The 25,332-nt window shown below is 73.7% G+C and carries 18 protein-coding genes; 11 read left to right on the forward strand and 7 right to left on the reverse strand.

What is annotated here, in order from left to right:
• Positions 1 to 13: 13 nt before the first annotated feature.
• The 3 genes from ACWD6N_RS01010 to purE all read left to right on the forward strand — a co-directional run bounded on the left by ACWD6N_RS01010 (position 14) and on the right by purE (position 3,911).
• On the forward strand, positions 14 to 2,050 hold the full coding sequence (locus ACWD6N_RS01010) for a thioredoxin domain-containing protein (protein ID WP_450004313.1): 2,037 nt from the start codon (positions 14 to 16) through the stop codon (positions 2,048 to 2,050).
• Positions 2,051 to 2,191: 141 nt separating this feature from the next.
• Positions 2,192 to 3,367, forward strand: coding sequence for a 5-(carboxyamino)imidazole ribonucleotide synthase (locus tag ACWD6N_RS01015; protein WP_450004314.1), 1,176 nt, complete (start codon positions 2,192 to 2,194; stop codon positions 3,365 to 3,367).
• A 52-nt stretch (positions 3,368 to 3,419) separates the two neighbouring features.
• Positions 3,420 to 3,911: a 5-(carboxyamino)imidazole ribonucleotide mutase gene (gene purE / locus ACWD6N_RS01020; protein WP_354962739.1), complete on the forward strand. Its 492-nt coding sequence runs from the start codon at positions 3,420 to 3,422 to the stop codon at positions 3,909 to 3,911.
• A gap of 258 nt (positions 3,912 to 4,169) precedes the next feature.
• On the opposite strand, the gene ACWD6N_RS01025 is transcribed toward purE, so the two are convergent.
• Together ACWD6N_RS01025 and ACWD6N_RS01030 are read right to left on the reverse strand one after the other, a co-directional pair.
• On the reverse strand, positions 4,170 to 9,065 hold the full coding sequence (locus ACWD6N_RS01025) for an SCO7613 C-terminal domain-containing membrane protein (protein WP_450004315.1): 4,896 nt from the start codon (positions 9,063 to 9,065) through the stop codon (positions 4,170 to 4,172).
• 150 nt (positions 9,066 to 9,215) lie between these two features.
• Positions 9,216 to 10,643: a UDP-glucose dehydrogenase family protein gene (locus tag ACWD6N_RS01030; protein WP_354962741.1), complete on the reverse strand. Its 1,428-nt coding sequence runs from the start codon at positions 10,641 to 10,643 to the stop codon at positions 9,216 to 9,218.
• Between the two features lie 249 nt (positions 10,644 to 10,892).
• Between ACWD6N_RS01030 and ACWD6N_RS01035 the strand changes: the two genes are divergently transcribed.
• Positions 10,893 to 12,062 (forward strand): acyl-CoA dehydrogenase family protein, encoded by a 1,170-nt coding sequence (locus ACWD6N_RS01035; protein WP_450004316.1) that lies wholly within the window; start codon positions 10,893 to 10,895, stop codon positions 12,060 to 12,062.
• A gap of 262 nt (positions 12,063 to 12,324) precedes the next feature.
• Complete coding sequence (locus ACWD6N_RS01040; protein ID WP_354962743.1) at positions 12,325 to 13,617, forward strand: multidrug effflux MFS transporter; 1,293 nt, start codon at positions 12,325 to 12,327, stop codon at positions 13,615 to 13,617.
• A gap of 53 nt (positions 13,618 to 13,670) precedes the next feature.
• On the opposite strand, the gene ACWD6N_RS01045 is transcribed toward ACWD6N_RS01040, so the two are convergent.
• Entirely contained in the window at positions 13,671 to 14,336 is a 666-nt protein-coding gene (locus ACWD6N_RS01045; RefSeq protein WP_387323328.1) for a hypothetical protein, read from the reverse strand.
• A 23-nt stretch (positions 14,337 to 14,359) separates the two neighbouring features.
• Here ACWD6N_RS01045 and ACWD6N_RS01050 point away from each other — a divergent pair, with 23 nt between their 5' ends.
• Together ACWD6N_RS01050 and ACWD6N_RS01055 are read left to right on the forward strand one after the other, a co-directional pair.
• Entirely contained in the window at positions 14,360 to 14,878 is a 519-nt protein-coding gene (locus ACWD6N_RS01050; protein WP_387323330.1) for an acyl-CoA thioesterase, read from the forward strand.
• A 158-nt stretch (positions 14,879 to 15,036) separates the two neighbouring features.
• Complete coding sequence (locus ACWD6N_RS01055) at positions 15,037 to 17,016, forward strand: acetoacetate--CoA ligase (protein WP_450004317.1); 1,980 nt, start codon at positions 15,037 to 15,039, stop codon at positions 17,014 to 17,016.
• A gap of 51 nt (positions 17,017 to 17,067) precedes the next feature.
• Here the strand turns inward: ACWD6N_RS01055 and ACWD6N_RS01060 are convergent, their stop codons facing one another.
• On the reverse strand, positions 17,068 to 17,757 hold the full coding sequence (locus ACWD6N_RS01060; RefSeq protein WP_354962747.1) for a TIGR03089 family protein: 690 nt from the start codon (positions 17,755 to 17,757) through the stop codon (positions 17,068 to 17,070).
• A gap of 154 nt (positions 17,758 to 17,911) precedes the next feature.
• Between ACWD6N_RS01060 and ACWD6N_RS01065 the strand changes: the two genes are divergently transcribed.
• Both ACWD6N_RS01065 and ACWD6N_RS01070 read left to right on the forward strand, forming a co-directional pair.
• On the forward strand, positions 17,912 to 19,057 hold the full coding sequence (locus tag ACWD6N_RS01065; protein WP_354962748.1) for a glycosyltransferase family 4 protein: 1,146 nt from the start codon (positions 17,912 to 17,914) through the stop codon (positions 19,055 to 19,057).
• Positions 19,058 to 19,119: 62 nt separating this feature from the next.
• The gene (locus tag ACWD6N_RS01070) at positions 19,120 to 20,211 is read left to right on the forward strand and encodes a mannose-1-phosphate guanylyltransferase (RefSeq protein ID WP_354962749.1); all 1,092 of its coding nucleotides are present in this window, start codon (positions 19,120 to 19,122) and stop codon (positions 20,209 to 20,211) included.
• Here ACWD6N_RS01070 and ACWD6N_RS01075 read toward each other — a convergent pair.
• The gene (locus ACWD6N_RS01075; RefSeq protein ID WP_354962750.1) at positions 20,180 to 20,797 is read right to left on the reverse strand and encodes an NUDIX hydrolase; all 618 of its coding nucleotides are present in this window, start codon (positions 20,795 to 20,797) and stop codon (positions 20,180 to 20,182) included. The genes ACWD6N_RS01070 and ACWD6N_RS01075 overlap by 32 nt on opposite strands.
• 361 nt (positions 20,798 to 21,158) lie before the next feature.
• On the opposite strand from ACWD6N_RS01075, the gene ACWD6N_RS01080 reads away from it, so the two are divergent.
• Positions 21,159 to 22,145, forward strand: coding sequence for a winged helix-turn-helix domain-containing protein (locus ACWD6N_RS01080; protein ID WP_450004318.1), 987 nt, complete (start codon positions 21,159 to 21,161; stop codon positions 22,143 to 22,145).
• A gap of 16 nt (positions 22,146 to 22,161) precedes the next feature.
• On the opposite strand, the gene ACWD6N_RS01085 is transcribed toward ACWD6N_RS01080, so the two are convergent.
• Complete coding sequence (locus ACWD6N_RS01085) at positions 22,162 to 23,250, reverse strand: coenzyme F420-0:L-glutamate ligase (RefSeq protein ID WP_354962752.1); 1,089 nt, start codon at positions 23,248 to 23,250, stop codon at positions 22,162 to 22,164.
• Positions 23,247 to 24,248, reverse strand: coding sequence for a 2-phospho-L-lactate transferase (gene cofD / locus ACWD6N_RS01090; protein ID WP_450004319.1), 1,002 nt, complete (start codon positions 24,246 to 24,248; stop codon positions 23,247 to 23,249). Before cofD ends, ACWD6N_RS01085 begins: the two co-directional genes overlap by 4 nt.
• 98 nt (positions 24,249 to 24,346) lie before the next feature.
• On the opposite strand from cofD, the gene ACWD6N_RS01095 reads away from it, so the two are divergent.
• Entirely contained in the window at positions 24,347 to 25,282 is a 936-nt protein-coding gene (locus ACWD6N_RS01095; RefSeq protein ID WP_354962754.1) for a hypothetical protein, read from the forward strand.
• The last annotated feature ends 50 nt before the right edge of the window (positions 25,283 to 25,332 follow it).

The following is a 25,332-nucleotide window of genomic DNA, read 5'->3' on the forward strand; positions in this document are numbered from 1 at the left end:
TTATGGTCGTCGGGTGAACCGACTCGCCGGCGCCACCAGTCCCTACCTGCTCCAGCACGCCGACAACCCGGTCGACTGGTGGCCCTGGTGCGATGAGGCGTTCGCCGAGGCGAAGCGGCGCGACGTGCCGGTGCTGATCTCGGTGGGCTACGCCGCCTGCCACTGGTGCCACGTGATGGCGCACGAGTCGTTCGAGAACGAGCACGTCGGCGCCCTGCTGAACGACGACTTCGTGTCGATCAAGGTGGACCGTGAGGAACGCCCGGACGTCGACGCCGTCTACATGACCGCCACCCAGGCGATGACCGGTCAGGGCGGCTGGCCGATGACCGTCTTCGCCACCCCGGACGGCACCCCGTTCTTCTGCGGCACCTACTTCCCCCGGGAGAACTTCGTCCGGTTGCTCCAGTCCGTCGCCACCGCGTGGCGGGACCAGCGCGAGGAGGTGCTGCGCCAGGGCGCCGCGGTGGTCGAGGCGATCGGCGGCGCCCAGGCCGTGGGCGGGCCCAGCACGCCGCTGGACGCCCCGCTGCTCGACGCCGCTGCCGCCAACCTGGCCGGCGAGTACGACGCGACCAACGGCGGCTTCGGGCGCGCCCCGAAGTTCCCGCCGCACATGAACCTGCTCTTCCTGTTGCGTCACCACCAGCGGACGGGCGACCTGCGCAGCCTGGAGATCGTCCGGCACACCGCCGAGGCGATGGCCCGGGGCGGCATCTACGACCAGCTCGCCGGAGGCTTCGCCCGGTACTCGGTGGACGCGCACTGGACGGTGCCGCACTTCGAGAAGATGCTCTACGACAACGCGCTGCTGCTGCGGGTCTACACCCAGCTCTGGCGGCTGACCGGCGACCCGCTGGCCCGCCGGGTCGCCCGGGACACCGCCCGCTTCCTCGCCGACGAACTGCACCGGCCGGGAGAGGGCTTCGCGTCCGCGCTGGACGCCGACACCGAGGGCGTCGAGGGGCTCACCTACGCCTGGACGCCGGCCCAACTCGTCGAGGTGCTGGGCGAGGAGGACGGCCGCTGGGCCGCCGATCTCTTCGCCGTCACGGTTGAGGGCACGTTCGAACACGGCACGAGCGTGCTCCGGCTCGCCCGGGACGTTGACGACGTCGCGCCGGAGATCCGGGCTCGCTGGCAGCAGGTGGTGGGGCGGCTGCTCACGGCCCGCGACAACCGGCCACAACCGGCCCGTGACGACAAGGTGGTGGCGGCCTGGAACGGCCTGGCGATCACCGCCCTCGTCGAGTTCCAGCAGGTCGTCGCGCTGTACGCGTCGCCGAAGGACGAGGACGTCAACCTGATGGAGGGCGTCGTCATCGTCGCCGACGGCGCGATGCGCGACGCCGCCGAGCACCTGGCAACCGTGCACCTGGTCGATGGCCGGTTGCGCCGGGTCTCCCGGGGCGGTGCGGTCGGTGAACCGGCCGGCGTACTGGAGGACTACGGCTGCGTGGCCGAGGCGTTCTGCGCGCTGCACCAGCTCACCGGCGAGGGGCGTTGGCTCACCCTGGCCGGCGGGCTGCTGGACACCGCGCTGGAGCACTTCGCCGCGCCCGGCGGCGCCTTCTACGACACCGCCGACGACGCGGAGCGGCTCGTCACCCGCCCGGCGGACCCGACCGACAATGCCACCCCGTCCGGTCGGTCGGCGCTGATCGCCGGGCTGGTCGCGTACACGGCGCTGACCGGTGAGCCCCGCTACCGGGAGGCCGCCGAGGTGGCGCTCGGCACGGTCGCGCCGATCGTCGGGCAGCACGCCCGGTTCACCGGGTACGCGGCCACGGTCGGCGAGGCGCTGCTCTCCGGGCCGTACGAGATCGCCGTGGCGACCGACGACCCGGCCGGCGACCCGCTGGTGGCGGCGGCCCACCGGCACGCCCCGCCCGGCGCGGTGGTGGTCGCGGGGCGCCCGGACCAGCCCGGGGTGCCGCTGCTGGCCGACCGCCCGCTGGTCGACGGGCGGTCCGCCGCGTACGTCTGCCGGGGCTTCGTCTGCCAGCGCCCGGTCACGTCGGTCGAGGAGCTGGTCGCCGAGCTCCGCTGAGCACACCGCGACCGACGTAGCGCCCGGTAGTTGCCCGCGACCAGGGCCCGGTGGTGGTCGGCGCTTCCCGGACGGACCCAGCCGCGCGAGCGCCGGCCCTGTGGGTGGCCGCGCCGGCGGCCCGGATAGGCTGGCCGCGCTATGGATTCCTGTACCGGTCTGCCTGTTGTCGGCATGGTGGGTGGCGGCCAGCTGGCCCGGATGACCCACCAGGCCGCGATCGCCCTCGGCCAGTCACTGCGCGTACTCGCGGTCGCCCCCGACGACGGCGCGGCGCTGGTCGCCGCCGACGTCCAGTACGGCGACCACACCGACCTGGCCGCACTGCGCACCTTCGCCAAGGGCTGCGACGTGGTCACCTTCGACCACGAGCACGTGCCCACCGAGCACATCCGCACGTTGGCGGCGGAGGGCGTGACACTGCACCCCCCGGCGGACGCGCTGTTGCACGCCCAGGACAAGCGGGTCATGCGGGAACGCCTGGCCGAGCTGGGCGCGCCCAACCCGGCGTGGCAGCCGGTGGGTGACCCCGCCGACCTGGTCGGCTTCGGCGAGCAGGTCGGCTGGCCGGTGGTGCTCAAGGCGGCCCAGGGTGGCTACGACGGCCGGGGGGTCTGGCTGGTCGACGACGCCACCCAGGCCACCGAGCTGGCCCGGACGCTGCTCGCCGGCGGCACCCGGCTGATCGTCGAGGAGCGGGTGCCGCTGCGCCGGGAGCTGGCCGTGCAGGTGGCCCGCTCGCCGTTCGGCCAGGTGGCCGCGTACCCCGTCGTCGAGACGGTGCAGCGGGACGGCATCTGCGTGGAGGTGCTGGCCCCGGCGCCCGGTCTGGACGAGGAGCTGGCGGTCACCGCCCAGCAGCTCGCCATCGACCTGGCCACCGCGCTCGGCGTGGTCGGCCTGCTCGCGGTGGAACTCTTCGAGGTGCGCGACGCGGCCGGCCGGCCGGCGATCGTGGTCAACGAGCTGGCGATGCGTCCGCACAACTCCGGGCACTGGACCATCGAGGGGGCCCGGACCTCCCAGTTCGAGCAGCACCTGCGGGCGGTGCTCGACTACCCGATGGGTGACACGGCGCTGGCCGCGCCGGTCGTGGTGATGGCGAACGTGCTCGGCGGCGAGCCGGGCGGGATGTCGATCGACGAGCGGCTGCACCACCTCTTCGCGGCCGAGCCGGGGGCGAAGGTGCACCTCTACGGCAAGCAGGTGCGGCCCGGCCGCAAGATCGGGCACGTCACGGTGCTCGGTGACGACCTGGACGACGTACGGGCGCGGGCCGCCCGGGCCGCGCGCTGGCTGCGCGAGGGGCACGAGTGACCGCGAAGCGTGCGCCGGCGAGCCCGCGGTCGCGAACGGAGGGGGTACCGGAGTGAGCACGGTTGGGCTGATCATGGGCAGTGACTCGGACTGGCCGACCATGCGGGCCGCCGCCGAGGTGCTGGACGACTTCGGGGTGCCGTACGAGGTCCGCGTGATCTCGGCGCACCGGACTCCGGTTGCCATGATCGAGTACGGCCGCGACGCCGCTGACCGGGGCCTCAAGGTGATCATCGCCGGTGCCGGTGGGGCCGCGGCGCTGCCCGGCATGGTGGCTTCGGTGACCCCGCTGCCGGTGATCGGCGTTCCGGTGCCGTTGAAGCACCTCGACGGCATGGACTCGCTGCTGTCCATCGTGCAGATGCCCGCCGGGATCCCGGTGGCCACCGTCTCGATCGGCAACGCCCGCAACGCCGGCCTGCTGGCCGTGCGGATCCTCGGCGCGGCCGACGAGCACCTGCGCGCCAAGATGACGACCTACCAGCAGGACCTGGAAAACCTGGTAGCCGCCAAGGAAGCCGCCCTCCAGGCCACCCTGAGCTAACCCGGGGCGCGTCCCGGCCATCGGGGGTCATGGCCGGTGGTTCGGGCCGTGGGGGTTTCGGGGGGAGCCCACCCGCTCCGGGCGGTCAGGCTTGATCCCTCCGCGGGCCGGCGGCCGGCTCGGCGAACCAGGGCCGCAGCGGGCGGACCCGCAGCGGGGGCGGCGCCCGCGCACGCACCCGCCCCGCTCACCGCAGCCGACGTACGTACCCGGCACGCTCAGCGTGCCCACTCATTCACGCCGCAGGGACCCTCAGATTCATCTCATGCCGCGTAGGGCGGTTTGTAGGCGTTCCTGGGCGCGGCGGCGGCGTTCGTTGCTGGCGCCGAGGATCAGCAACAGGATGCCCACCGGGATCAGCGCCAGCCACGGGCCGAGGCTGAACAGCGCGTGGATCGCGGTGATCGCGGTGACCGACGCGCCGACGATCACCGGGGCCTGCTGCCGGCTGGACGAGCCGAAGACCAGCACCGCGACCGCGCCGAGCAGCAGCAGCATCTGTCGCAGCGTGCTGGACTCGGTGGCCAGCACGATCGCCAGGGTGGGCACGAACGCGGCGACCAGGGCCGGCCCGTACGCCACCCAACTGCTCATGTCGGACCGCTGGCGCAGCTCCAGCACCCCGACCAGCAGGGCCAGCGCGGCGAAGGGCAGCGTGTACGCCTCGGGCAGCGCCACGTCGGCGACACGCATCAGGATCCACCAGGCGGTGATCTCGCAGGCCACCACCGCCCAGAACAGGATCCGCCGTTCCACCGGCCGGCGACCGGGTCGTGTCGCCGCGACCCCGAGGACCGCGCCCCAGGCGGCCAGCAGGGCGGCGATGTGCCGGGGCGAGTCGAAGGCGAGGGCCAGCGCGATCAGCGCGGCCGCGTATCCGCTCCATTCCACGGTCGCGGCCTCGCGTTGGGCCTCCGGACGGCGAAGTCGGGGCAGGGTCGCCGCGAACACCTGCAGGACCGCTCCGACCGCGAGGACCCCGAACGCGGACCAGACCGCGGCCAGCCCGGCGACCAGGCCAGCGGTGAGCACGAAGAGCTGCGCCATCAGCGAGGCGAAGAGCCAGCCGAGAATGCGGGCCCGTTGGGTGGTGCCGTACAGCGCCGCCACCACGCCCACGCCGACCGCGCCGCCGAGGGTGAACAGGGTCAGCTCCCGGGTGGCCAGGCTGCCGGCCAGCCCCGCGCCCCCGGCGGCCAGGCCGATGACGAAGACCAGCACCCGGGTCAGCCGCAGCGAGCGGGCCGGCTCGACCAGCGGCGGAGGCGGGGTCAGTGCGAGGCCGAGCATCGCGATGGTGAAGACCGAGAGCGCGGCGAGGGCGCTCGCCGGCCAACCGTTGCCCAGCGCGATGGGGGCGATCAGCAGCGTGACGGCGGCGCCGGGCAGCACCACCGGCACGGCCCGGGACCGCCGTCCGCCGCTGAACCCGGTGGCGGCCAGCGCCGCGGTCGCGGTGAGCAGCAGCGCGGTCAGCACGTGGGTCGGGTCGACGACGTCCGGCGGCGGGGTGAGCAGTTCCGGTGGCGGACCCTGCCAGATGCGGGTCAGCGTGCGGTGCGGATCGACCAGGGCGGTGACCAGGGCGGGTGTGATCGAGGCGAGCGCGAGGGCGGTCGGCAGGGCCGCCGCGGCCAGCGCGCCGGCGGACGGGCTGACCCGCCACCGCCGCCGCTCCGAGTCGTCCGGCAACCGCCGTAGCGCGCCGTCGAGTAGCACCGCCCAGCGCCGGACCGGCTGGGCCGAGCCGGTCGGCGGCACGGTGGCCGCGCGGATCAGCTCGGCCAGTACGCCGAGCAGCGCCGCGGCGGCCGCGTAGACGCCCGAGGCGAGGCCGGTGGGGATGGCCGCCAGCGCGCTGATGGTGGCCCCGCCGACCACGGCCACACTGACCCAGGGCAGGTATTGCGGGACGTGTCGGCGGACCGCGGCCACGGCGGCCAGGCCGAGGCTGGACGCGGCCAGCGCGGCGGTCAGCACCACCTGTGCCGAGTGTTCGAACTCGGCGGCCAGCGCCGCCAACGCGCCGGGCAGGGCCAGCAGCGCCGCGCCGACCGCCGCACCGCCGATCTGCACCAGGTGCGGCGGCATCCCCTCGGTCGCGATGTCGGTCACCTGCGGGCCGGCCAGCACGCGGGCCAGCGCGGCCACCACGACGCCGATCAGCGCGATGCTGCCCAGCGCCAGCGCGGTGGTCCACGGCCGGACCAGGCCGGCGCCGGCGGCGTGCAGCGCGACCACGCCGGCCACGGTGGCCCGGGACAGGCCGGCCCGGGCCTCCTCCGTCGCCACCGCAGCCATCCCGTAGACCGTGGCGACCATTCCGCCGACCAGGACCGGTGTCCACCAGGGCAGGTCGAACGCGGCGGGCGCGCCGATCGTGGCCAGCACCACCGCGGCGCCGGACACGTCCCACCGCCATGGAGGCGGGAGCAGAATGCCGGCGGCGACGGCCAGCAGGGCCAGCGCGACCGGGGCCTGCCAGGTGGCGCCACCGGTCGGCGCGGCCGGCCAGCCGCTCAGGTCGCCGTCCCAGATCGGGCCGGGGGTCGCCAGCACACCGAGCCCACCGCGCAGCGCCGTCCAACCGGCGAATACGCCGATCAGCAGGCCGCCGACGGTGATGCCGAGGATGGGCCCGCGCCGCCACTCCTCGGGCATGGCGCGGGCGCCGACGGCGACCACCAGCACCAGGCCGGCGGCGACCGCCAACTGCCCGCCCGGGGTCAGCACAGCGGCGATCCGGACCAGTGTGGCGATAAGGGCGGTGGTGACCGCTGCGGCGGCCAGGTCCGAGCCGTCCAGGGTGAGGTCGGAGCGCCGGCCGGCGTCGATCGACGGTGCCAGGAAGAGCAGCACAGCGGCGACCAGCAGCAGGGCGCCGACCCACGCGTCGGCGACGGTCGCCCCGGGCGCGCCGAAGGCGGCGGCGGTGACCACCAGAGCGCCCAGCCCGGTGCCGACGGACAGCGGCGCCGGGATGCGCCGCTGGGACACCTGCACCACGGCGGCGTAGCCGAGGGTCACGCAGACCGCGAGGAAACTCGCGGCCAGCACCGGGACGGTCACCTCGCGCAGGCTGGCCGGGGTGGGGGTCGGGTCGGTGGGCACGGTGGCCGCCACGAACGCGGCGACGGCCCCGGGCAGCGCGAACGCGGCGCCCCCGGCGGCCCAGGCGGACACCGTGTCGGCGGCGGCCGAGGCGATCCGGACCCGGGGCGCCAGCGCGACCAGAGCGCCGGCCGCGAGGAGGGTGAGCAGGACCGCGGCGGTGAGCGTCGGCCCGGCCAGGCTGGCGCTCGCTCCGAACAGGCCCACCACGGCGGCCCCGACGGCGTGCGCCAGCGCGGCCCGGCTGGTCCGCGCGGAGACTCCGATCACCCCGATGCCGACGGCGGTGAGCACCATCGGCCAGGGTGCCGACGCCCAGCCGAGACCGAACGAGGCCGGCACGGCCAGCGCGGTCAGCGCCGCACCGGCGACGGCGAACTCGCGGCGGATGTCCGGCGGCAGGGCCAGCACCGCGGCGATGGTGAGCAGGAACGCGGCGGCTGCGAGCTGCCAGGTGGTCGGGCCGACCGCGGCGGCCAGCTCGGCCGGGTACCGGTCGAGGTCGGCGCCCCAGGCGGGCAGCGACGCCCGGACCGGGGCCACGCCGGCGCGCAGCGCGCCCCCGGCGACCACCAGCCCGCTGACGGTGAGCGCCACCGCTGAGGCGACCTGCGGGCCGCGCCGGGCGGCCTCGGGGACCGCGCGCACGGCCAGCCCGGTCACCGTGATGACCGCCGCGATCAGCAGCAGAGCCCGGCCGGGCAGCGCCACCGAGGCGATCCGGCCGAGCGTCCCGATCACGGCCAGGGTGAGGATGCCGGCCGCGACGTCGGGCAGCGGTGGGCGGCGCAGCACCAGCGCGCCGCCCAACCCGACCGTGGCGGCCAGCAGCAGCGCCATCCCGGCGCCCGCCGCCGCCGGCACGGTCTCCGCCCGGAGCAGGGCGGTGACGGCGTACGCCAGGGCGACGGCGACCGCCACCCCGTGGAGCAGCCAGATCAGCTCGCGCAGACCGGGCACCGGGCGCACCGGCCGGGTGACGGCGGCCACCGGGTCGGCATCGATCAGCTCGGCGGCCTCCTCCGGGTCGCCCTCGGGCCGGCTCTCGGCGTCGCGTTGCCGGGGCGCTGGCGGCGTGCCCGGGTCCGGGAGGTCCTGCCGGACGGGTCGCTCCACCGTCACCCCGGAGCGGGTCAGCCAGAGGTCGAGGAGGGCGACCAGGGTGAGCACCACGGCCCAGCCGCCCGGCCCGGTGATCCGGTCGTACGCCAGCAGCGGCAGCACCGGCTGCGCGGCGAGCACGGTGGCGAACCGGGGTGTGCGCAGGCCCGTCCAGCCGGCGTACCCGAACGCGACGGCGGCGGTGACCGCGAAGATCACTCCAGCGAAGATCGCACCGGAGGCGCCGCCGTTGCCGATCCGGTCCACCGCCCACAGGGCGTTTCCGGCAAGCGGCACCAGCAGCAGGCCGACCGCGGAGATCGTCTCGGCGGTCGAGGTGAGACCGCGTCGGGCCAGCGCCGGCGGGGCGAGCAGCATCAGCACCGTGGCGAGGAGCAGGATGCCGAGCCGGGCCAGCGCGTCCATCGAGCTGGTCGCCACCGCGGCGAAGACCACCGCGGCCACCCCGAGCAGCAGCGCGCCCAGCCCGAGCGGGATGTTCTGCACCTCGCGGGAGGACGCCTCCGGGGGGTGCTCGGGGTCGTCCGCGTCGAGCCAGGACGCCTGGGGCGGAAGCGGTGGCGGGTCCTCCCCGGTGGGTGGGGTGCCCTGACGGGGCACCCGGGGCGGGGCGCCGGTGGCGGCGGTCGGCGGCCGGCGGCTGGGACGGCGGCGCAGCACCCGCCGCGGCCTGGTGGCCTGCTTGACTCGTTCCTCACCGGCGTGCGCGAGGATGTCCCGCTGGAAGAGCGCGGCCTGCATCTTGGCGGCGATCTGCCGCTGCTCGCGGGCGATGGCGGCGTCGCGCGCCTTCATCTCCGCGATCGAGCGCTCGATGTCAGCCAGGTGTTCGACCCACTGGGCCTGATCGGCCCCGCAGTGCGGGCAGCGGACGGCCGGCTTGATCTCCCGGCCGCACGAGGAGCACTGAAAGGTCGCCACGACACCCCTCCACCCGCACTGTGGACTCCCACTGTCGCAGCATGCCCAAAGCTGGCGCGGATTTCGACACTTGTCGGCGGGTCCGGGGCAAACAACGACACCGGCCGGCCACGGAGAGGCACTCCGCGACCGGCCGGTGGGTGCGATCCGTCAGGGGCGGCCCATGCCCCGGTACTCCCAGCCGGCCTGGGTCCACAGTGCGGAGTCGAGGCAGTTGCGGCCGTCGACCACCTTGCGACCGGCGACCAGCTCGCCGAGGGCGACCGGGTCGGCGTTGCGGAAGTCGGCCCACTCGGTGAGGACGCAGACCAGGTCGGCGCCGGTGACCGCCTCGTTGATGCCGGTCTCGTAGGTGAGCTCGGGTACCGCGCGGCGCGCGTTCTCGGTGCCCTGCGGGTCGTACACGTGCACGTCGGCGCCGGCCTTCTGCAACAGCGCGGCGACGGCGAGCGCCGGGGCGTCGCGGACGTCGTCGGTGTTGGGCTTGAAGGTGGCGCCCAGCACGGCGATCCGGGTGCCGGAGAAGTCCGGGCCGGCCGGCCCGGATCGGCGGCCGAGCAGGTCCGCGGCGAGCTGGAGCACCCGGGTACGGCGGCGCAGGTTGATCAGGTCGACCTCGTGCAGGAAGCGCAGCGCCTCCCCGGCGCCCAGCTCCTGAGCCCGCGCCTGGAAGGCCCGAATGTCCTTGGGCAGGCAGGCGCCGCCGAAGCCGAGGCCGGCCTGGAGGAACCGATTGCCGATCCGCGGGTCGTAGCCGATCGCCCGGGCCAGCTGGGTGACGTCGCCGCCGGAGGCCTCGCAGACCTCGGCCATCGCGTTGATGAAGGAGATCTTGGTGGCCAGGAACGCGTTTGCGGCGACCTTGACCAGCTCGGCGGTCGCGAAGTCGGTGACCACGAGGGGCACCTCGCGGTCCTCGGTGGCGGCCAGGTCGAACACGCCCTTGTGCGCGGCGTAGAGCATGCCGTTGGCCCACTCGCTCTTCACGCCGACCACGATCCGGTTCGGGCGCAGCACGTCGTCGACGGCGAAGCCCTCCTGGAGGAACTCGGGGCTCCACGCCACCTCGACACCCAGGTCGTTGGGGGTGTGCTTGCCGACCAGCTGCTCCACCCAGTCGGCGGTGCCCACCGGCACGGTGGACTTGCCGACGATCAGGGACTTGCGGGTCAGGTGCTGCGCCAGGCTGGTCACCGACGCCTCGACGTACGACAGGTCGGCGCCCATTCCGTCGGCCCGCTGGGGGGTGCCGACGCAGATGAAGTGCACGTCGCCGAACTCGGCGGTCTCCGCGATGTCGGTGCTGAACCGCAGCCGGCCGGCGGCCAGGTTGCGCTTGAGCAGCTCGTCCAGGCCCGGCTCGTGGATCGGCACCTGACCGGCGTTCAGCATCGCGATCTTGTCGGCGTCCACGTCGAAGCCGAGCACCTCGTACCCCAGCTCGGCATAGCAGATGGCGTACGTCGCACCCAGGTAACCGGTCCCCAGGAACGTCACCCGCGGACGGGGCGCGCCCGAGGGCGGCGTCACCGTGGCGATGGCGGGGGTCGGCTGGATGGTGGGATAGGGGATCGTCACGCCTGTCTTCTCCGCTCGCACTGGCGGCGCTTCGTCGCGTCGCATTCTGCTGCGGCGCCTGGCCGGGCACCGGAGGGGTGGCTCATTGTCTGTCTTCCATCATCGCTCGGCGGCCGGGATGCTCCGTCGAACCTGTACCTACGCGCCGGTAACATCCACCCGAACTGCAGTCGCTATCCTTCAGTCTGCGCGGTCGAGGTCAGGCGAGGCTACAGACTGCGCATGATAGCGGTGAAGAGGAGGGCCAACGTGGCCGCAGGCGAGTCGTTCGACGTCTACCGGTTGCCGGAGGAGCACGAGGCGATCCGGGAGGCGGTACGGGAGGTCTGCACGGCGAAGGTGGCTCCGCACGCCGCCGAGGCCGACGACACCGGTGAGTTCCCGAAGGCGTCCTACGACGCTCTGCGGGCGGCCGACTTCCACGCCCCGCACATCCCCGAGGAGTACGGCGGCGCGGGCGCGGACGCGCTGGCCACCGCCATCGTGATCGAGGAGGTGGCGCGGGCCTGCGCGTCCTCCTCCCTGATCCCGGCGGTCAACAAGCTCGGCACGATGCCGCTGCTGCTGTCCGGCTCCGAGGAGCTCAAGCGGCGTTACCTGACGCCGGTGGCGGCTGGGGACGCGATGTTCTCGTACTGCCTCTCCGAGCCGGAGGCGGGCAGCGACGCGGCCTCGATGACCACCCGCGCGGTGCGTGACGGGGATCACTGGGTGCTCAACGGGGTGAAGCGCTGGATCACCAACGCCGGCGTCTCCGAGTTCTACACCGTCTTCGCGGTCACCGATCCGACCGCCCGGTCCCGGGGAATCTCGGCCTTCGTGGTCGAGAAGTCCGATGCCGGTGTGAGCTTCGGCGCGCCGGAGAAGAAGCTCGGCATCAAGGGCTCGCCCACGCGCGAGGTCTACCTGGACAACGTACGCATTCCGGCGGATCGCATCATCGGCGCGGAGGGCACCGGCTTCGCCACCGCGATGCGGACCCTCGACCACACGCGGGTCACCATCGCCGCTCAGGCCATCGGGATCGCGCAGGGCGCGCTCGACTACGCCAAGGGGTACGTCGCCGAGCGCTGGCAGTTCGGCAAGGCGGTCGCCGAGTTCCAGGGCGTCCAGTTCATGCTCGCCGACATGGGCATGAAGCTGGAGGCGGCCCGGCAGCTCACCTACGCCGCGGCCGGCAAGTCCGAGCGCGGCGACGCGGACCTGACGTACTTCGGCGCGGCGGCCAAGTGCTTCGCCTCGGACGCCGCCATGGAGATCACCACCGACGCGGTGCAGCTGCTCGGGGGCTACGGCTACACGCGGGACTACCCCGTCGAGCGGATGATGCGGGACGCCAAGATCACTCAGATCTACGAGGGCACCAACCAGGTGCAGCGGATCGTCATGGCGCGGCAACTGCTCAGCGGCGCTGTCTAGACGCCCGCCACCCGACCGTCGAGACCGACCGCCTCACCGCCGCCCGGCGGTGAGGCGGTCGGCGTTCGTACGTGAGTCCCCACACACCGACATCGTTGAACGGGTCAACGATGTTGGGGAGAAGGGAGAATCACCGAGCCTGATCGACCGATCATCCCGTTCACCCTGGCCGGCGCGTCCGCCGCCACCCTGCCTCGCCATCCACTCGCTGCCCAACGGCGGGCACGCCCAACGACGTCCTACGCCACGCAGAGAGATCGAGATGATGAAGCAGTTGGTGGAGAAGACCGGCCCCGACACCGCCTTCGAGCGGGAGGTGCTGCCCGGCGACCGGATGAGCAACCGACAGCGGGCGCAACTCGTGCTCGTGCTGGGCGCGATGATCGCGATCGGGCCGCTGACCATCGACATGTACCTGCCGGCGCTGCCCGCCATCACGGCCGGCCTGCAGACCACCGAGACCGCGGTGCAGTTGACGCTGACGGGCACGCTGCTCGGCCTCGCGCTGGGCCAGTTGCTCGTCGGGCCGCTCTCCGACGTGGTCGGGCGGCGGGCGCCCCTGCTGGCCGGGCTGGCCCTGCACGTTGCGGCATCCGTGCTGTGCGTGTTCGCACCCACCATCGCCGTGCTCGGCGTGCTGCGCGTCCTGCAGGGGCTCGGGGTGGCGGCCGCCACCGTGGTCGCCACCGCGGTCGTGCGCGACCTGTTCAGTGGCGCCTCGTTCGCCCGGATCTTCTCCCGGCTGATGCTGGTCATGGGACTGGCCCCGATCCTCGCGCCGACCCTGGGCAGCGGCCTGCTGCGCTGGACCGAATGGCGGGGCGTCTTCGCGGCGCTGGCCGTGCTCGGCGCGCTGCTGATCGTCGTCGCCGCGTTGCGGCTGCCGGAGACCCTTCCCGTGGCGCGCCGTCGGCGCGGCGGCGTGGGGGCGACCCTGCGGGACTACCGGCGGCTGCTCAACGACCGGGCGTTCGTCGGTCTGGTGCTGGTCGCCGGGCTGGCCATGGCCGCGCTGTTCGCGTACGTCTCCGGGTCGTCCTTCGTGCTCCAGGAGCAGTACGGCCTCAACGAGCAGCAGTTCGGGCTGGCCTTCGGGGCGGGCGCGGTCGGTCTGATCGGGGCCACCCAGTTCAACGTCCGGCTGCTGCGCCGCTACACCCCGCAGCAGATCCTGATCAGCGCCCTGATCGCCGGGACCGCGGCCGGGCTGCTGCTGGTGATGTTCGCCGCGACCGGCCTCGGTGGTCTGGGCACGCTGCTCGCGTCGCTGTGGCTGGTCCTCGCCGCGGCGGGCCTGGCCCTGCCGAACGCGCCGGCGCTGGCGATGACCCGGCACAGCGAGGCCGCCGGAACCGCCGCCGCGCTGCTCGGCGCCGTGCAGTTCGGCATCGGTGCGCTGTCGGCGCCCCTGGTCGGCCTGTTCGGCACCGGGAGCGTGCCGATGGCGATCGTGATCGCGGGCGGCATGGCCGCGGCGACGCTGGTCATGCTCCTCGTCGTTCCCCGCGCCGAGCTCGGCGCCGTCGACCCGGACCTGGCCGTCGCACTGCACTAGGTGTTCTGTCCAGAGAGGTTGGGGGCGGGCCGGTCGCCCGGCCCGCCCCACGGTCAACGGATCTCGGTGGTGTCCTCAGGCCGCGGCTGGCCGCGCGGCGGCGCGGACCACGGCGACTCGCCACCCACCCGACGGGGCAGTGGGTCGGTCGGCGTCGGATCGGCCGGGTAACCCAGGCTGGGCGGGGTGGCGTCGCGCTCGGCGGGCTCGGGCGGTGGCCAGTCGGTCAGGGTGAAGTCGTCGCTCCGGGGGCCACCCGTCGACGCCGGTGCCGTGGCCGGCTCGGTCACCGGACGCGGCCACTGCTGCCAACGTTGCCTGCTGAACGCCGCCATCAGCAGCAGCAGGCCGATCAGGAAGAGGGTGCCGTTCTCCACCGGAAGACGCAGCGGCAGGGGATCGCCGAGAACCTTCCACCCGTGCGGGATCGCGTCCCGCACCTCGAACGGCGCCACGAACATCCCGACGTACGGGGTGACCAGCAGCAGCCCGGCCACCAGCGTGCCCAGCGGCGAGACGCGCAGTGTGCCGAGAAGGCCCAGCAGGACACCGCCGACACCGAGGTACACGGCCGGCTCGATCAGGTTGGCGGTGTTGAACGTGCCGATCTCCACCCAGCGGTCGACCGTCCGGCTCGACCCGTCCTGCCCGAGTGTGACCAGTACCCAGGTGATGGGCACCACCACCAGCCCGGCGAGGAAGCTCCAGAGATGTCGCATCCGCGCACCGTACCGTTTCCGGCATGACCGAGCACCTCTCCGCCGCTCCGACCGGCAAGCCGACGTCGTACTCCCGCGTCACCCTGAGCAAGATCATGACCGCCGTCGACGTGAACCTGTACGGCACCGTGCACGGCGGGGTCCTGATGAAGTTCGTCGACGACGTGGCGGGGGCCGCGGCCGCCCGGCACAGCGGCGGGACCGCGGTGACGGCGGCGATCGACGAGATCGTCTTCTCCGAGGCGGTCCGGGTCGGCGACCTGGTGCACGCGCACGCCCAGGTGAACTGGACCGGGCAGACCTCGATGGAGGTGGGCGTGCGGGTGGTCGCCGAACGGTGGGACTCCGCCGAGGACGCGCCGGTCCGGGTGGCCACCGCGTACCTGGTCTTCGTCGGAGTGGACGTGGGCGGAGCCCCGCGGTGGGTCCGCCCGGTGCTCCCCGAGACGCCGGAGGACGAGCGCCGGTACCGGGAGGCTGAGATCCGCCGTGCGCACCGCCTCGCCCGCCGCCGCGCCATCCAGGCCCACCGCGCCGGCTGAGCTGTCCTCGCTGCTTCCCACATGCGTGGGTGGGGTGGAGTGTGGGGTGGGCACGCGTCGGTGCTCGTACCCGGTGCGCAGAATGGCGCTTCGAGGTAGGGCAAGATGGCGCCACGGCCCATTCACAGTGTCGTGCCGGGCCAGGGGAGGGTGGAGCAGTGGGTGATGTGCTGTGGACGCCGCCGGCGGACGTACGCGAGCGGTCCCGGATCGGCGGCTACCTGCGCTGGCTGCGAGAGCACCGCGGGCTGGACTTCGCTGACTACGACGCGCTGTGGCGCTGGTCGGTCACCGACCTGGACGGGTTCTGGCGATCCATCTGGGACCACTTCGAGGTGGTGGCGCACACCCCGCCGACCGCCACGCTGGCCGAGCGGGGGATGCCCGGTGCCCGCTGGTTCCCCGGGGCCACGCTGAACTACGCGGAGAACGTGCTGCGGATGCCGGGGCGGGCCGACGACGACCCGGTGGTGATCGCGCACGGGCAGACCCGCGCGCCGGTCACGCTGACCGCCGGGGAGCTGCGCGAGCAGGTCCGCCGGGTGGCGGCCGGGCTGCGCCGGCTCGGCGTCACCGCCGGTGACCGGGTAGCGGCGTACGCCCCGAACATTCCTGAGACGTACGTCCTGCTGCTGGCCTCCGCCAGCCTGGGAGCGACCTTCTCGTCCTGCGCACCCGAGTTCGGCACCCGCAGCGTCACCGACCGCTGGCAGCAGATCGAGCCGACCGTGCTGGTCGCCGTGGACGGCTACCGGTACGGCGACAAGCCGGTGGACCGCCGCGCCGAGGTCGCCGCCATCCGGGCCGCCCTGCCGTCGGTGCGGCACACCGTCAGCATCGGCTACCTGGACCCGAAGGCCGCCCCGGAGGACGCGCTGGGCTGGGCCGACCTGGCCGCGCCCACCGACGAGCCACTGACGTTCACGCCGGTGCCGTTCGACCACCCGCTGTACGTGCTCTACTCCTCGGGCACCACCGGGCTGCCCAAGCCGATCGTGCACGGCCACGGCGGCATCCTGCTGGAGCACCTGAAGATGCTCGCCCTGCACCACGACCTGGGCCCGGCCGACCGGTTCTTCTGGTTCACCACCACCGGGTGGATGATGTGGAACTTCCTGGTCTCCGGCCCGGCGGTCGGCGCGACCATCGTGCTCTTCGACGGCAACCCGGGCCACCCCGACCTGGGTGGGCTGTGGCGGCTGGCGGCGGAGACCGGCACCACGTACTTCGGCACCTCGGCGCCGTTCCTGCTGGCCTGCCGCAAGGCCGGGCTGGTGCCGCGGGAGGTCGCGGACCTGTCCGCGCTGCGCGCGGTCGGCTCCACCGGTGCGCCGCTGCCCGCCGAGGGCTTCACCTGGGTGTACGAGACCGTCGGCGACAACCTCCAACTCCAGTCCCTGTCGGGCGGCACCGACGTGTGCACCGGCTTCGTCGGCGGGGTGCCGCTGCTGCCGGTGTACGCCGGCGAGATCGCCTGCCGGGCGTTGGGCGCCAAGGTGGAGGCTCGCTCCGCCGACGGCACCCCGGTGATCGGCGAGCTGGGTGAGCTGGTGATCACCGAGCCGATGCCGAGCATGCCGGTGGGCTTCTGGAACGACCCGGACGGCACCCGCTACCGGGAGGCCTACTTCGACGTCTACCCGGGCGTCTGGCGGCACGGCGACTGGATCACCATCAACGACCGGGGCGGCTGCGTGATCACCGGACGCTCGGACGCCACCCTCAACCGTGGCGGGGTGCGGCTGGGCACCGCCGAGTTCTACTCCGTGGTCGAGGGGCTGGACGAGGTGGTCGACTCGGTCGTCGTGCACCTGGAGGACGACGAGGGCGGTGCCGGCGAGCTGCTGCTCTTCGTGGTGCTCGCCGAGGGTCTGGAGCTGGACGACCCGATGCGCGCGAAGATCTGCCGCGAGCTGCGTACGGCGCTGTCCCCCCGGCACGTGCCCGACGAGATCCACCAGGTGCGCGCGGTGCCCCGGACCCTCTCGGCGAAGAAGCTGGAGGTTCCGGTCAAGAAGATCCTCACCGGCACCCCGGTCGACCAGGCCGCCGCCAAGGGTGCCCTGGCCAACCCCGAGTCCCTGACGTCCTTCGCCACCTTCGCTGAACGCCGAGCCACCGACAACACGCCTGCCTGAAAGCTGCGGTCACACCCGCGGGCCCTGCACGCCGCCGGACGCCCAGCCGGGTCACGGGAGGGTGTGGGTGACCTTTTCCGTGGTTTGGCGGGTGGCCAGGCGGGCCGGGTCGAGGTTCGCGCAGAGGACGACGGTGGCGGCCCGGGTGAGCGGGGCCAGCAGCCAGTCGACCGGGTCGGGGTACCGGGCGGCGTCGATGAGGACGCGAGCGCCGGCCTCGATGCCCAGCTCCGCGGCGCGGGCCTCGGCGCGGGCCAGCAGGGGAGCGTCAGCGGGGCCCGGTCCGGGCTGCGGGGTGAAGTGGTCGCCGTGCCGGCGCACCTCCACCACGTAGTCGCCGAACCCGGGTGGCACCTGCCGCAGCGGGGCGGCGAGCGGCGACAGCCCCAGGGCGTACCGCTCACCGGCGGACCAGGACTGCGCCTCGTCGAGGCGGTCGGCGGCGGCGAAGAGCACGTCCACGTCGCCCGGCGTGTCGACCACGCTCAGCTTGGCCGACCAGCAGCCCAGCAGCACCGCCGCGGTCTGCCAGTGCGGCGGCAGGAGCACGCCGGCCGGATCACCCAGGGCGAGGGCCACCTCGTCGACGAGGAGGTTGGCGGTCTTCGCCACCCAGTTCGCCAGTGTGGCGCCGGAGAGTTCGGTGCGGTCGCCGCTGCCGTCGTCGTACCAGGTCAGCAACGGTCGGGTCGGGTCGGTCGCGATCGCGTCGGCGAACACCTGGGCAATATTGTCGGCCATCGGCGCGAACGATACGCCCCTGTGGGCCGTACTCGAAGACGATGACAAGTCGGCGTACCGTCGGGTCGCAGTCAGCGTCGGCCCCGTGCTCCGGCGTAGGCTTGCCCCCCGGAGTGTTGTTCCCCACGGACCCGCCAGTGCAAGGAGTCGCCCCGTGACCGCCGGTCGCCCGCCCCGCGTGCTCATCGACGCCACGAGTGTCCCCGCCGACCGTGGTGGTGTCGGTCGATACGTCGATGGTCTGCTCGGTGCCCTCGGCAAGGTGTGTGGGTCGGGGGTGGAGCTGGCGGTGGTCAGCCTCCGCACCGACCTCGAGCGGTACACGCGAATGCTGCCCGGCGCGGAGATCATCCCCGCCCCGGCCGCCGTCGCGCACCGCCCGGCGCGGCTCGCCTGGGAGCAGACCGGCCTGCCGCTGCTCGCTCAGCAGGTCGGCGCGCAAGTCCTGCACTCGCCCTTCTACACCTGCCCGCTGCGGGCCGGGTGCCCGGTTACGGTCACCGTGCACGACGCGACGTTCTTCACCGAGCCGGAGCACTACGACAAGTCCCGCCGGACCTTCTTCCGCAGCGCCATCAAGACCTCGTTGCGCCGGGCGGACCGGGTGATCGTGCCCAGCAAGGCCACCCGGGACGAGCTGATCCGGCTGCTCGACGCCGACCCGACCCGGATCGACGTGGCCTACCACGGGGTCGACCACGCCGCCTTCCACGCGCCCAGCGAGGAGGAGAAGGCCCGGGTGCGCGCCCGCCTGGGGTTGGGCAACAGCAGCTACATCGCCTTCCTCGGCGCCAAGGAGCCGCGCAAGAACGTACCCAACCTGATCCGCGGTTGGGCCCGGGCGGTGGCCGACCGGGTCGACCCACCGGCCCTGGTGATCGCCGGTGGCCAGGGGCACGACGACGACATCGACCGGGCGGTGGCCGAGGTCCCGTCCCACCTGCGGCTGCTGCGCCCCGGCTACCTGCGCTACGGCGACCTGCCCGGCTTCCTCGGCGGCGCGCTGGTCGCGGCCTACCCCTCCTACGGCGAGGGGTTCGGGCTGCCGATCCTGGAGGCGATGGCCTGCGCCGCCCCCGTGCTGACCACGCCCCGGCTCTCGCTGCCCGAGGTGGGCGGCGACGCCGTCGCGTACACCTCGGAGGATCCGGAGCAGATCGGCACCGACCTGGCCGCCCTGCTGGACGACGAGCAGCGCCGGTTGTCGCTGGCGAAGGCCGGTTTCGACCGGGCCAAGGAGTTCACCTGGGAGTCCAGCGCCGAGGTGCACATCGCCGCGTGGAGCCGCGCCCGGTCGTGACCGTCCGGGCGCCGGATGGCGAGCCGCCCACCCTGCCGGGGTCCGTCGGGCATGATGTGCGGATGCTCTATGCGGTCATCCCGGCGGGTGGCAGCGGCACGAGGTTGTGGCCGTTGTCCCGAGCTGGTCATCCCAAGTTCCTCCATCCGCTGACCGGCTCCAACGCGTCGCTTCTCCAGGCGACCGTGGCGCGGCTGGCGCCGCTGACCACACCGGACCGCATCCTCGTGGTCACCGGAGCCGCGCACGTCGCGGCGGTGGCCCGGCAGCTGACCGGGTTGCCCGAGGAGAACATCCTGGTCGAGCCCTCACCCCGGGACTCCTGCGCGGCGATCGCGCTGGCCGCCGCGGTGATCGCGCTGCGCGATCCGGACGCGGTGATGGGCAGCTTCGCTGCCGACCACTTGATCGGCGACCCGGAGAGCTGGGTGCGAACGGTCCGGGAGGCGGTCCGCGGAGCGGAGCAGGGCATGCTGATGACGGTCGGGATCACCCCGACCCGGCCGGAGACCGGCTACGGCTACCTGGAGACCGGCGATCCGGTTGAGGACGCCCCGTGGCGTCCGGTGGCCGAGTTCAAGGAGAAGCCGGCCGCCGAGGTCGCCGAGGCGTACGTCCGTTCGGGCCGGCACCTGTGGAACGCGAGCATGTTCGTCTGGCGGGTGGACGTGTTCCTCGCCGAACTGCTCCGCCAGCAGCCGGCGCTGCACGCCGGGGTCACCGCGATCGCCGCCGCCTGGGGCACCCCGGAGCAGGACGATGTGCTCGGTACGGTCTGGCCGACCCTGCCGAAGATCTCCGTCGACTACGCGGTGATGGAGGGCGCGGCTACCGCGGGCCGGGTGGCGACCGTGCCGGGCGACTTCGGCTGGAACGACGTCGGCGACTTCCACACCCTCGGCGAGGTGCTGCCGGCCGACGCGTCGGGCAACGTGGTGCTCGGCGCCGACGCCAAGCCGGGAGTGCTGCTGCGGGACAGCGCCAACCTGGTGGTGGTGCCGCAGTCCGGCCGGTTGGTGGCTGCCCTCGGGGTGCGTGACCTGATCGTGGTGGACACCCCGGACGCGGTGCTGGTCTGCCCGCGGGATCGGGCCCAGGACGTCAAGGCCCTGGTCGACGAGCTCAAGGAGCGAGGCGAAGAGGGCTACGTCTGAGAGCCGCGAGGGCCGGCGCGACCAGTTGCACGGTCCCGCCGGCCAGTGGCTCGGGGAGGCGGTCCGGCGGGAACCACCCCAGCGCCTCGGCCTCGTCGCTGACCTGCTCGACGGCGCCGGGCGGGGCGAGCACGGCGAACCGGACGTCGTGGTGCAGGGAGCCGCCCTGGCAACCCACCGGGTGGATGTCCACGTCGATCGGCACCGGGTCGATGCGCAGGCCGGCGATCCCGGACTCCTCGGTGGCCTCGCGCAGCGCGGCGCCGGCCAGGGTCCGGTCGGTCGGCTCGCAGTGTCCGCCGAGCTGCACCCAGCGCCCGAACTTGCCGTGCAGGCAGAGCAGCACCCGCGAGCCGGTGGCGTCCAGCACCAGCACGCTGGCGGTGATGTGCCCGGGGCGGTGCGGCCGACTCATCGTGACGGGCCCGCCGTCGAGCAGTTCGCGGGTTCGGTCCCGAGCGGCGGCAGCGGCCGGGCTGGTGGGCCGCCAGCCGTCGAGCAGCGCGATGGCGTCGGAGTGCAGCGCCGCGTACGTCTCGGAGTCGGTCGGGTGGGCGGAGGATCCGGTGAGCGCGGTGTCGGGCACGCCGCCACTCTACGAGCGGCACGCTCCGTACGCTGGCGCGGTGACCCTGCGAGTCCTCGAAATCGTGGCGTCGCTGCGCGTGCACGGCGCACGGCGGGGTGACCGGACGGCACCTCTGCGGAGCAAGGGGCCGCAGACCCTCGTGGTGCCGCCCGATCACCGGTCCTCCCCCGGTCCCGGTGCCAGGCGCCGCGCGCGTACGTGACGCGTGGGTGCCGTGCTCGGGCAATGGAAGCATGCCGAACCGGCCCGGGAAGCGTCGAGGTTTTTCAGTCCAGGCTTAAAGATGGAGATAAGTGCCGGCCAGGTAGAGTCGAACAGCCACCCGGCATCCCCCTGCCCGGCGGCTCAGGAGCGCTGCATGCTGAAGATCCACTTTTCTGGCGAGGACATCCTCCGGACCCGGGTGGCGCCGGCGGCGGACCCGGTCTGGGAGTTGGTCCTCAGCCTGCACCTGTTGCAGGGCCGCGGCCGTGACCCGCTGACGGAGAACTGGCGGCGCACGGTGTCCCGAGGGCTGCGCCAGGACGCCGCCTCCGACCAGCTCCGGCTGCTCTTCGTCCTGAGCCCGCCGCGCGGCTACTTCCCCGACTTCCTCACCCCGTACGCCAGCGTCGACGGCTTCGAGGCCGGGCTGGAAGCGGTCCGCAGCACCCCGACAGAGCGGCTGCACCGCGACCTGAGCGTGCTGGCCACCGAGAACTCGCTGCCATCCTCGGCCGGCGCGCTGGCCCGGGGCGAGGTGGGGGCGTTGCGTCACCTCGCCGAGTCGATGGAGCAGTACCGGTCGTTGGCGATCAACCCGTACTGGAGCCGGATCCAGTCCGCGGTGGCGGCGGACCGGTCCCGCCGGGCCCGGGCCCTGCTCGACGGTGGCATGGAGGGGCTGCTCACCAGCCTCCGGCCGGCAATGCGGTGGGAGAACCGGGTGCTCGAGGTCCGCGACTACCCGCACAGCCGGGAGCTGCACCTGGACGGTCGGGGTCTGCTGCTCGTGCCGTCGTTCTTCTGCGCCGCCACCCCGGTCGCCCTGCTCGACCCGGCGCTGCCGCCGGTTCTGGTCTACCCGGTGGACCGGCTGGGTGGGCTGGTGGCGGCCGACGGGGCCGGTCCGGCCGGCCGCGACTCGCTCGCCGCGCTGCTCGGCCGGACCAGGGCGGCGGTGTTGCAGGCCAGCGACGACGGCTGCACCACGGGAGAGGTGGCCCGCAAGCTCAACATCTCACCGGCGGCGGCCAGTCAGCACGCGACCGTGTTGCGCAACGCCGGCCTGCTGGTCAGTCAGCGGGACCGCAACACCGTGCTGCACACGTTGACCCCGCTCGGCCGGGCCATGCTGGACGCCTGACCCGGCCGGTTGCCCGTCAGAGGGCGAGTGTGGCGCTGGCCGGGCTGCCGGCGGGCGGGGGCAGCAGGGTCGACCCGACACCCTCCGCGGCCAGGGCGACCTGCAGACGGTGCAGGTCGGCGCCGAAGCGGACCAGGTCCATCGGGTCCACCGGAGCCGGTGGCGAGCCGAGCACCAGGGCGGTTGCCCCGTCCGGCCAGCCGGGCACCTTGGCGACCAGGCCGGCACGTACGTCCGCCTCGTCGACCAGGGTGAAGACCGTGCCGGGGGCGACCACCCCGGCGACCGCGTCGATCGCACGCCGCGCGGCGGCCGGGTCGGCCGGCGTGGGACCGGGAGCGTCGGTCAGAGTGGCGGCGTCGGCCAGCCCCGCCGCCCGCGCCTCGGCGGTCCCGAGCGAGAAGAGGTCCTGCGCCGCATCGCGGACCAGTGCCTGCGCCCCGGCGGAGTCGTCCGGGCCGGTGGCGGAGAGGTAGCCGCGCACCACCGCCACCGGGACCTGGTCGCACTTGCCCTTGATCAGCTCGCCGGCGCCCGCCAGCTCGTCCACCACAGCCATTTGGGTCAGCTGCAGCTCGTTGCCGTACGGGTCAACCTCGCCACGGTGGTCCCGGATGGCCGGCATCCCGGCCACCCCGAGCGCCACGTCGGTCAGCCCGTTGCGCCAGGGCCGGCCCATGGTGTCGCTGATGATCACTGCGACGTCCAGGTCGTAGCGCGCCCGCAACGCGGCGCGCAGCGCCCGGGCCGAGGCGTCCGGATCCAACGGCAGCAGCACCAGCCGGGTCTTGTCCACGTTCGACGCGTCGATGCCGGCGGACGCCATCACGAAGCCGTGGTGGGTCTGCACGATCCGGGTCGGCCCCCGGCTGGCCACCACCCGGGCGGTCTCGGAAGCCAGCACCTCGTCGCGCGCGGCGAGCCGCTCGGGTCCGTCCGCCGGGACGTCGACCAACCGCCCCTCGGCCTTGGAGACAATCTTGCTGGTGACGACCAGCACGTCGCCGTCGCGCAGCCAGGGCGCGGCGCCGGCGATCAGCGCCGCCAGGTCGTCGCCCTCGGTCACGTGGCCGATGCCCAGCACCGGCAGGATCTCCAGCCTCACGTCAACTCCACCGCGGCGCGGACCATCGCCGCCGTCGCCGCCTCGTCGGTCATCAGCAACGGCACCGCGCGGACCGTCACCTCCGGTACCAGCGTGCCCGCGTCCTCCTCGGCCACCAGCCAGCCGTCCAGCAGCCCGCCGGCCGCCCGGCCGCCGTAGAGCCGGCCCACCCCGGCCGCGCTGCACTCGACACCGAGCACGGAGAGGCAGCGGTCGGCCATCCCGCGGACCGGCGCTCCGCCGATGATCGGAGAGACGCCCACCACCGGGGCCGGGCCCCCCGCCACCGCCTCCCGGAGCCCCGGCACGGCCAGCACCGGCGCCACGCTCACCACCGGGTTGCTCGGCGCGATCAGCACCAGGTCGGCCGCGCCGATCGCCTCCAGGACCCCGGGCGCCGGCTTGGCCGTCTCGGCGCCGACGAAGACGAAACGGTGGGTGGGGATGTCTGCCCGGTACCGCACCCACCACTCCTGAAAGTGGATCGCCCGCTGGCCCTGGTCATCCTCAACCGTGCCGGCGCTGTTCGCGACTGCGGGGCTCGCAAGCTCACTCCTCGCGCTCACGACCGCATGCGTCTCCAGCCGGTCGTCAGTCGCCGGGAGCAGGCGTACGCCCGGCTCCCAGCGGGTCGCCAGCGCCTCGGTGACCGCGTGCAGCGGGTAGCCGGCGTTGAGCATGGTGCTGCGCACCAGGTGGGTGGCGATGTCCTTGTCGCCGAGGCCGAACCAGGTCGGCTCCGCCCCGTACGCGGCCAGCTCCTCCTTGACCGTCCAGCTCTCCCCGACCCGGCCCCAGCCCCGCTCGGGATCGGCGCCGCCGCCGAGGGTGTACATGACGCTGTCCAGGTCGGGACAGATCTTCAACCCGTGCAGCCACAGGTCGTCGCCGACGTTGACGACGGCGGTCACCTCGGCGCCGACCTCTCGGGCGTACGCCCGGACGCCGAGCAGGAACCGGGCGCCGCCGATGCCGCCAGCCAGAACCACGATGCGCATGTCGACCATCCTCGCGCACGTGACGCCTCCGGTCCGCCGGTGGTCCGGGAGACTAGGCTCACGTGCGCCCTGTCCGTCCATGCCCCGAGGGGGAGTTCGTGACCAGCCCCGCCGAGCCCGCGTCCACCGACGCGACCCAGGCCCGCCAGCTGACCAAGCCACTACGCGAACTGGGTGCGCTCGCGCTGCTCGGCGCCAACGCGGTGTTCCTCTTCGTGGGCCTGCTCCGGCTGCTCAGCCCGAACGACTACAGCTCGTTCACCGACCGTGCGGGCAGCACCTTCTTCACGTTCATCGGGTTGGAGGCGGTGGGCCTGCCACTGCTGGCCGTGCTGCTGGCCACCCACGTCTCGCCGGTGCTGCCGAAGGCGAAGCTGATCACCCAGATGGCCCTCGGCGAGTACGCGGTCAGCGCGCTGCTCGGTGGGCTGACCATGCTGATCTGGACGGTGGGCCGGCTGGCCGAGGCCGAGGTGCTCGACGCGCTGCTCGGCGTGCTCACCCGGTTCGCCTGGCTGATGATCTTCGCGGCCGCGGCCTGGGTGGTCTACGCGGTCTGGCGGAAGCTGTACTACGTGCCGCGGCCGAAGCCTCAGCCGGGCGTCTACGGCCAGCCCCAGCCGGGCTGGCCGCAGCAGCAGGGCGGCTGGCCGGCTCCGGGGCAGCCCGGAGCCCAGCCGGGCGGCGGTTGGCCCGCCCCGGGCCAGCCGGGCGGGTACCCGCAGGGGCAGCACCCGGGCCAGTACGGCCAGCCCTCGCCGCCGTTCGGGTCGGCGCCGCAGTCGGCACCGCCGTTCGGGTCCGCACCGCAGTCGCCGCCGCCGGTCAACCCGGCGCCGCAGTCCGCCCCGCCGTTCGCGCCGGCCCCGCAGTCCGCGCCGCCGTTCGGCCAGCCGCCGTCGGCGGACCCGACCCAGGCGATTCCGCGCCAGTCCGCCGACCCGACCCAGGCGATCCCCCGCCCCGGCGACACGGACGCCGACCGCACCCAGCACATCAACCCAGGCGACAACCCCCAACAGCCACCCCGCTGACCCCCCCTCACGGCCCCCGGCCGCCCACCCCCGTTGACCATGAAGTTGTT

The organism is Micromonospora sp. NPDC005163, assembly GCF_053599835.1.

What these genes read in the sequence shown, in the direction of transcription:
- ACWD6N_RS01015 (WP_450004314.1), top strand. Translation starts at nt 2,192, where the DNA reads ATGGATTCCTGTACCGGTCTGCCTGTTGTCGGCATGGTGGGTGGCGGC.
- ACWD6N_RS01040 (WP_354962743.1), top strand. Translation starts at nt 12,325, where the DNA reads ATGATGAAGCAGTTGGTGGAGAAGACCGGCCCCGACACCGCCTTCGAG.
- ACWD6N_RS01045 (WP_387323328.1), bottom strand. Translation starts at nt 14,336, where the DNA reads ATGCGACATCTCTGGAGCTTCCTCGCCGGGCTGGTGGTGGTGCCCATC.
- ACWD6N_RS01050 (WP_387323330.1), top strand. Translation starts at nt 14,360, where the DNA reads ATGACCGAGCACCTCTCCGCCGCTCCGACCGGCAAGCCGACGTCGTAC.
- ACWD6N_RS01060 (WP_354962747.1), bottom strand. Translation starts at nt 17,757, where the DNA reads ATGGCCGACAATATTGCCCAGGTGTTCGCCGACGCGATCGCGACCGAC.
- ACWD6N_RS01070 (WP_354962749.1), top strand. Translation starts at nt 19,120, where the DNA reads ATGCTCTATGCGGTCATCCCGGCGGGTGGCAGCGGCACGAGGTTGTGG.
- ACWD6N_RS01080 (WP_450004318.1), top strand. Translation starts at nt 21,159, where the DNA reads ATGCTGAAGATCCACTTTTCTGGCGAGGACATCCTCCGGACCCGGGTG.
- cofD (WP_450004319.1), bottom strand. Translation starts at nt 24,248, where the DNA reads ATGCGCATCGTGGTTCTGGCTGGCGGCATCGGCGGCGCCCGGTTCCTG.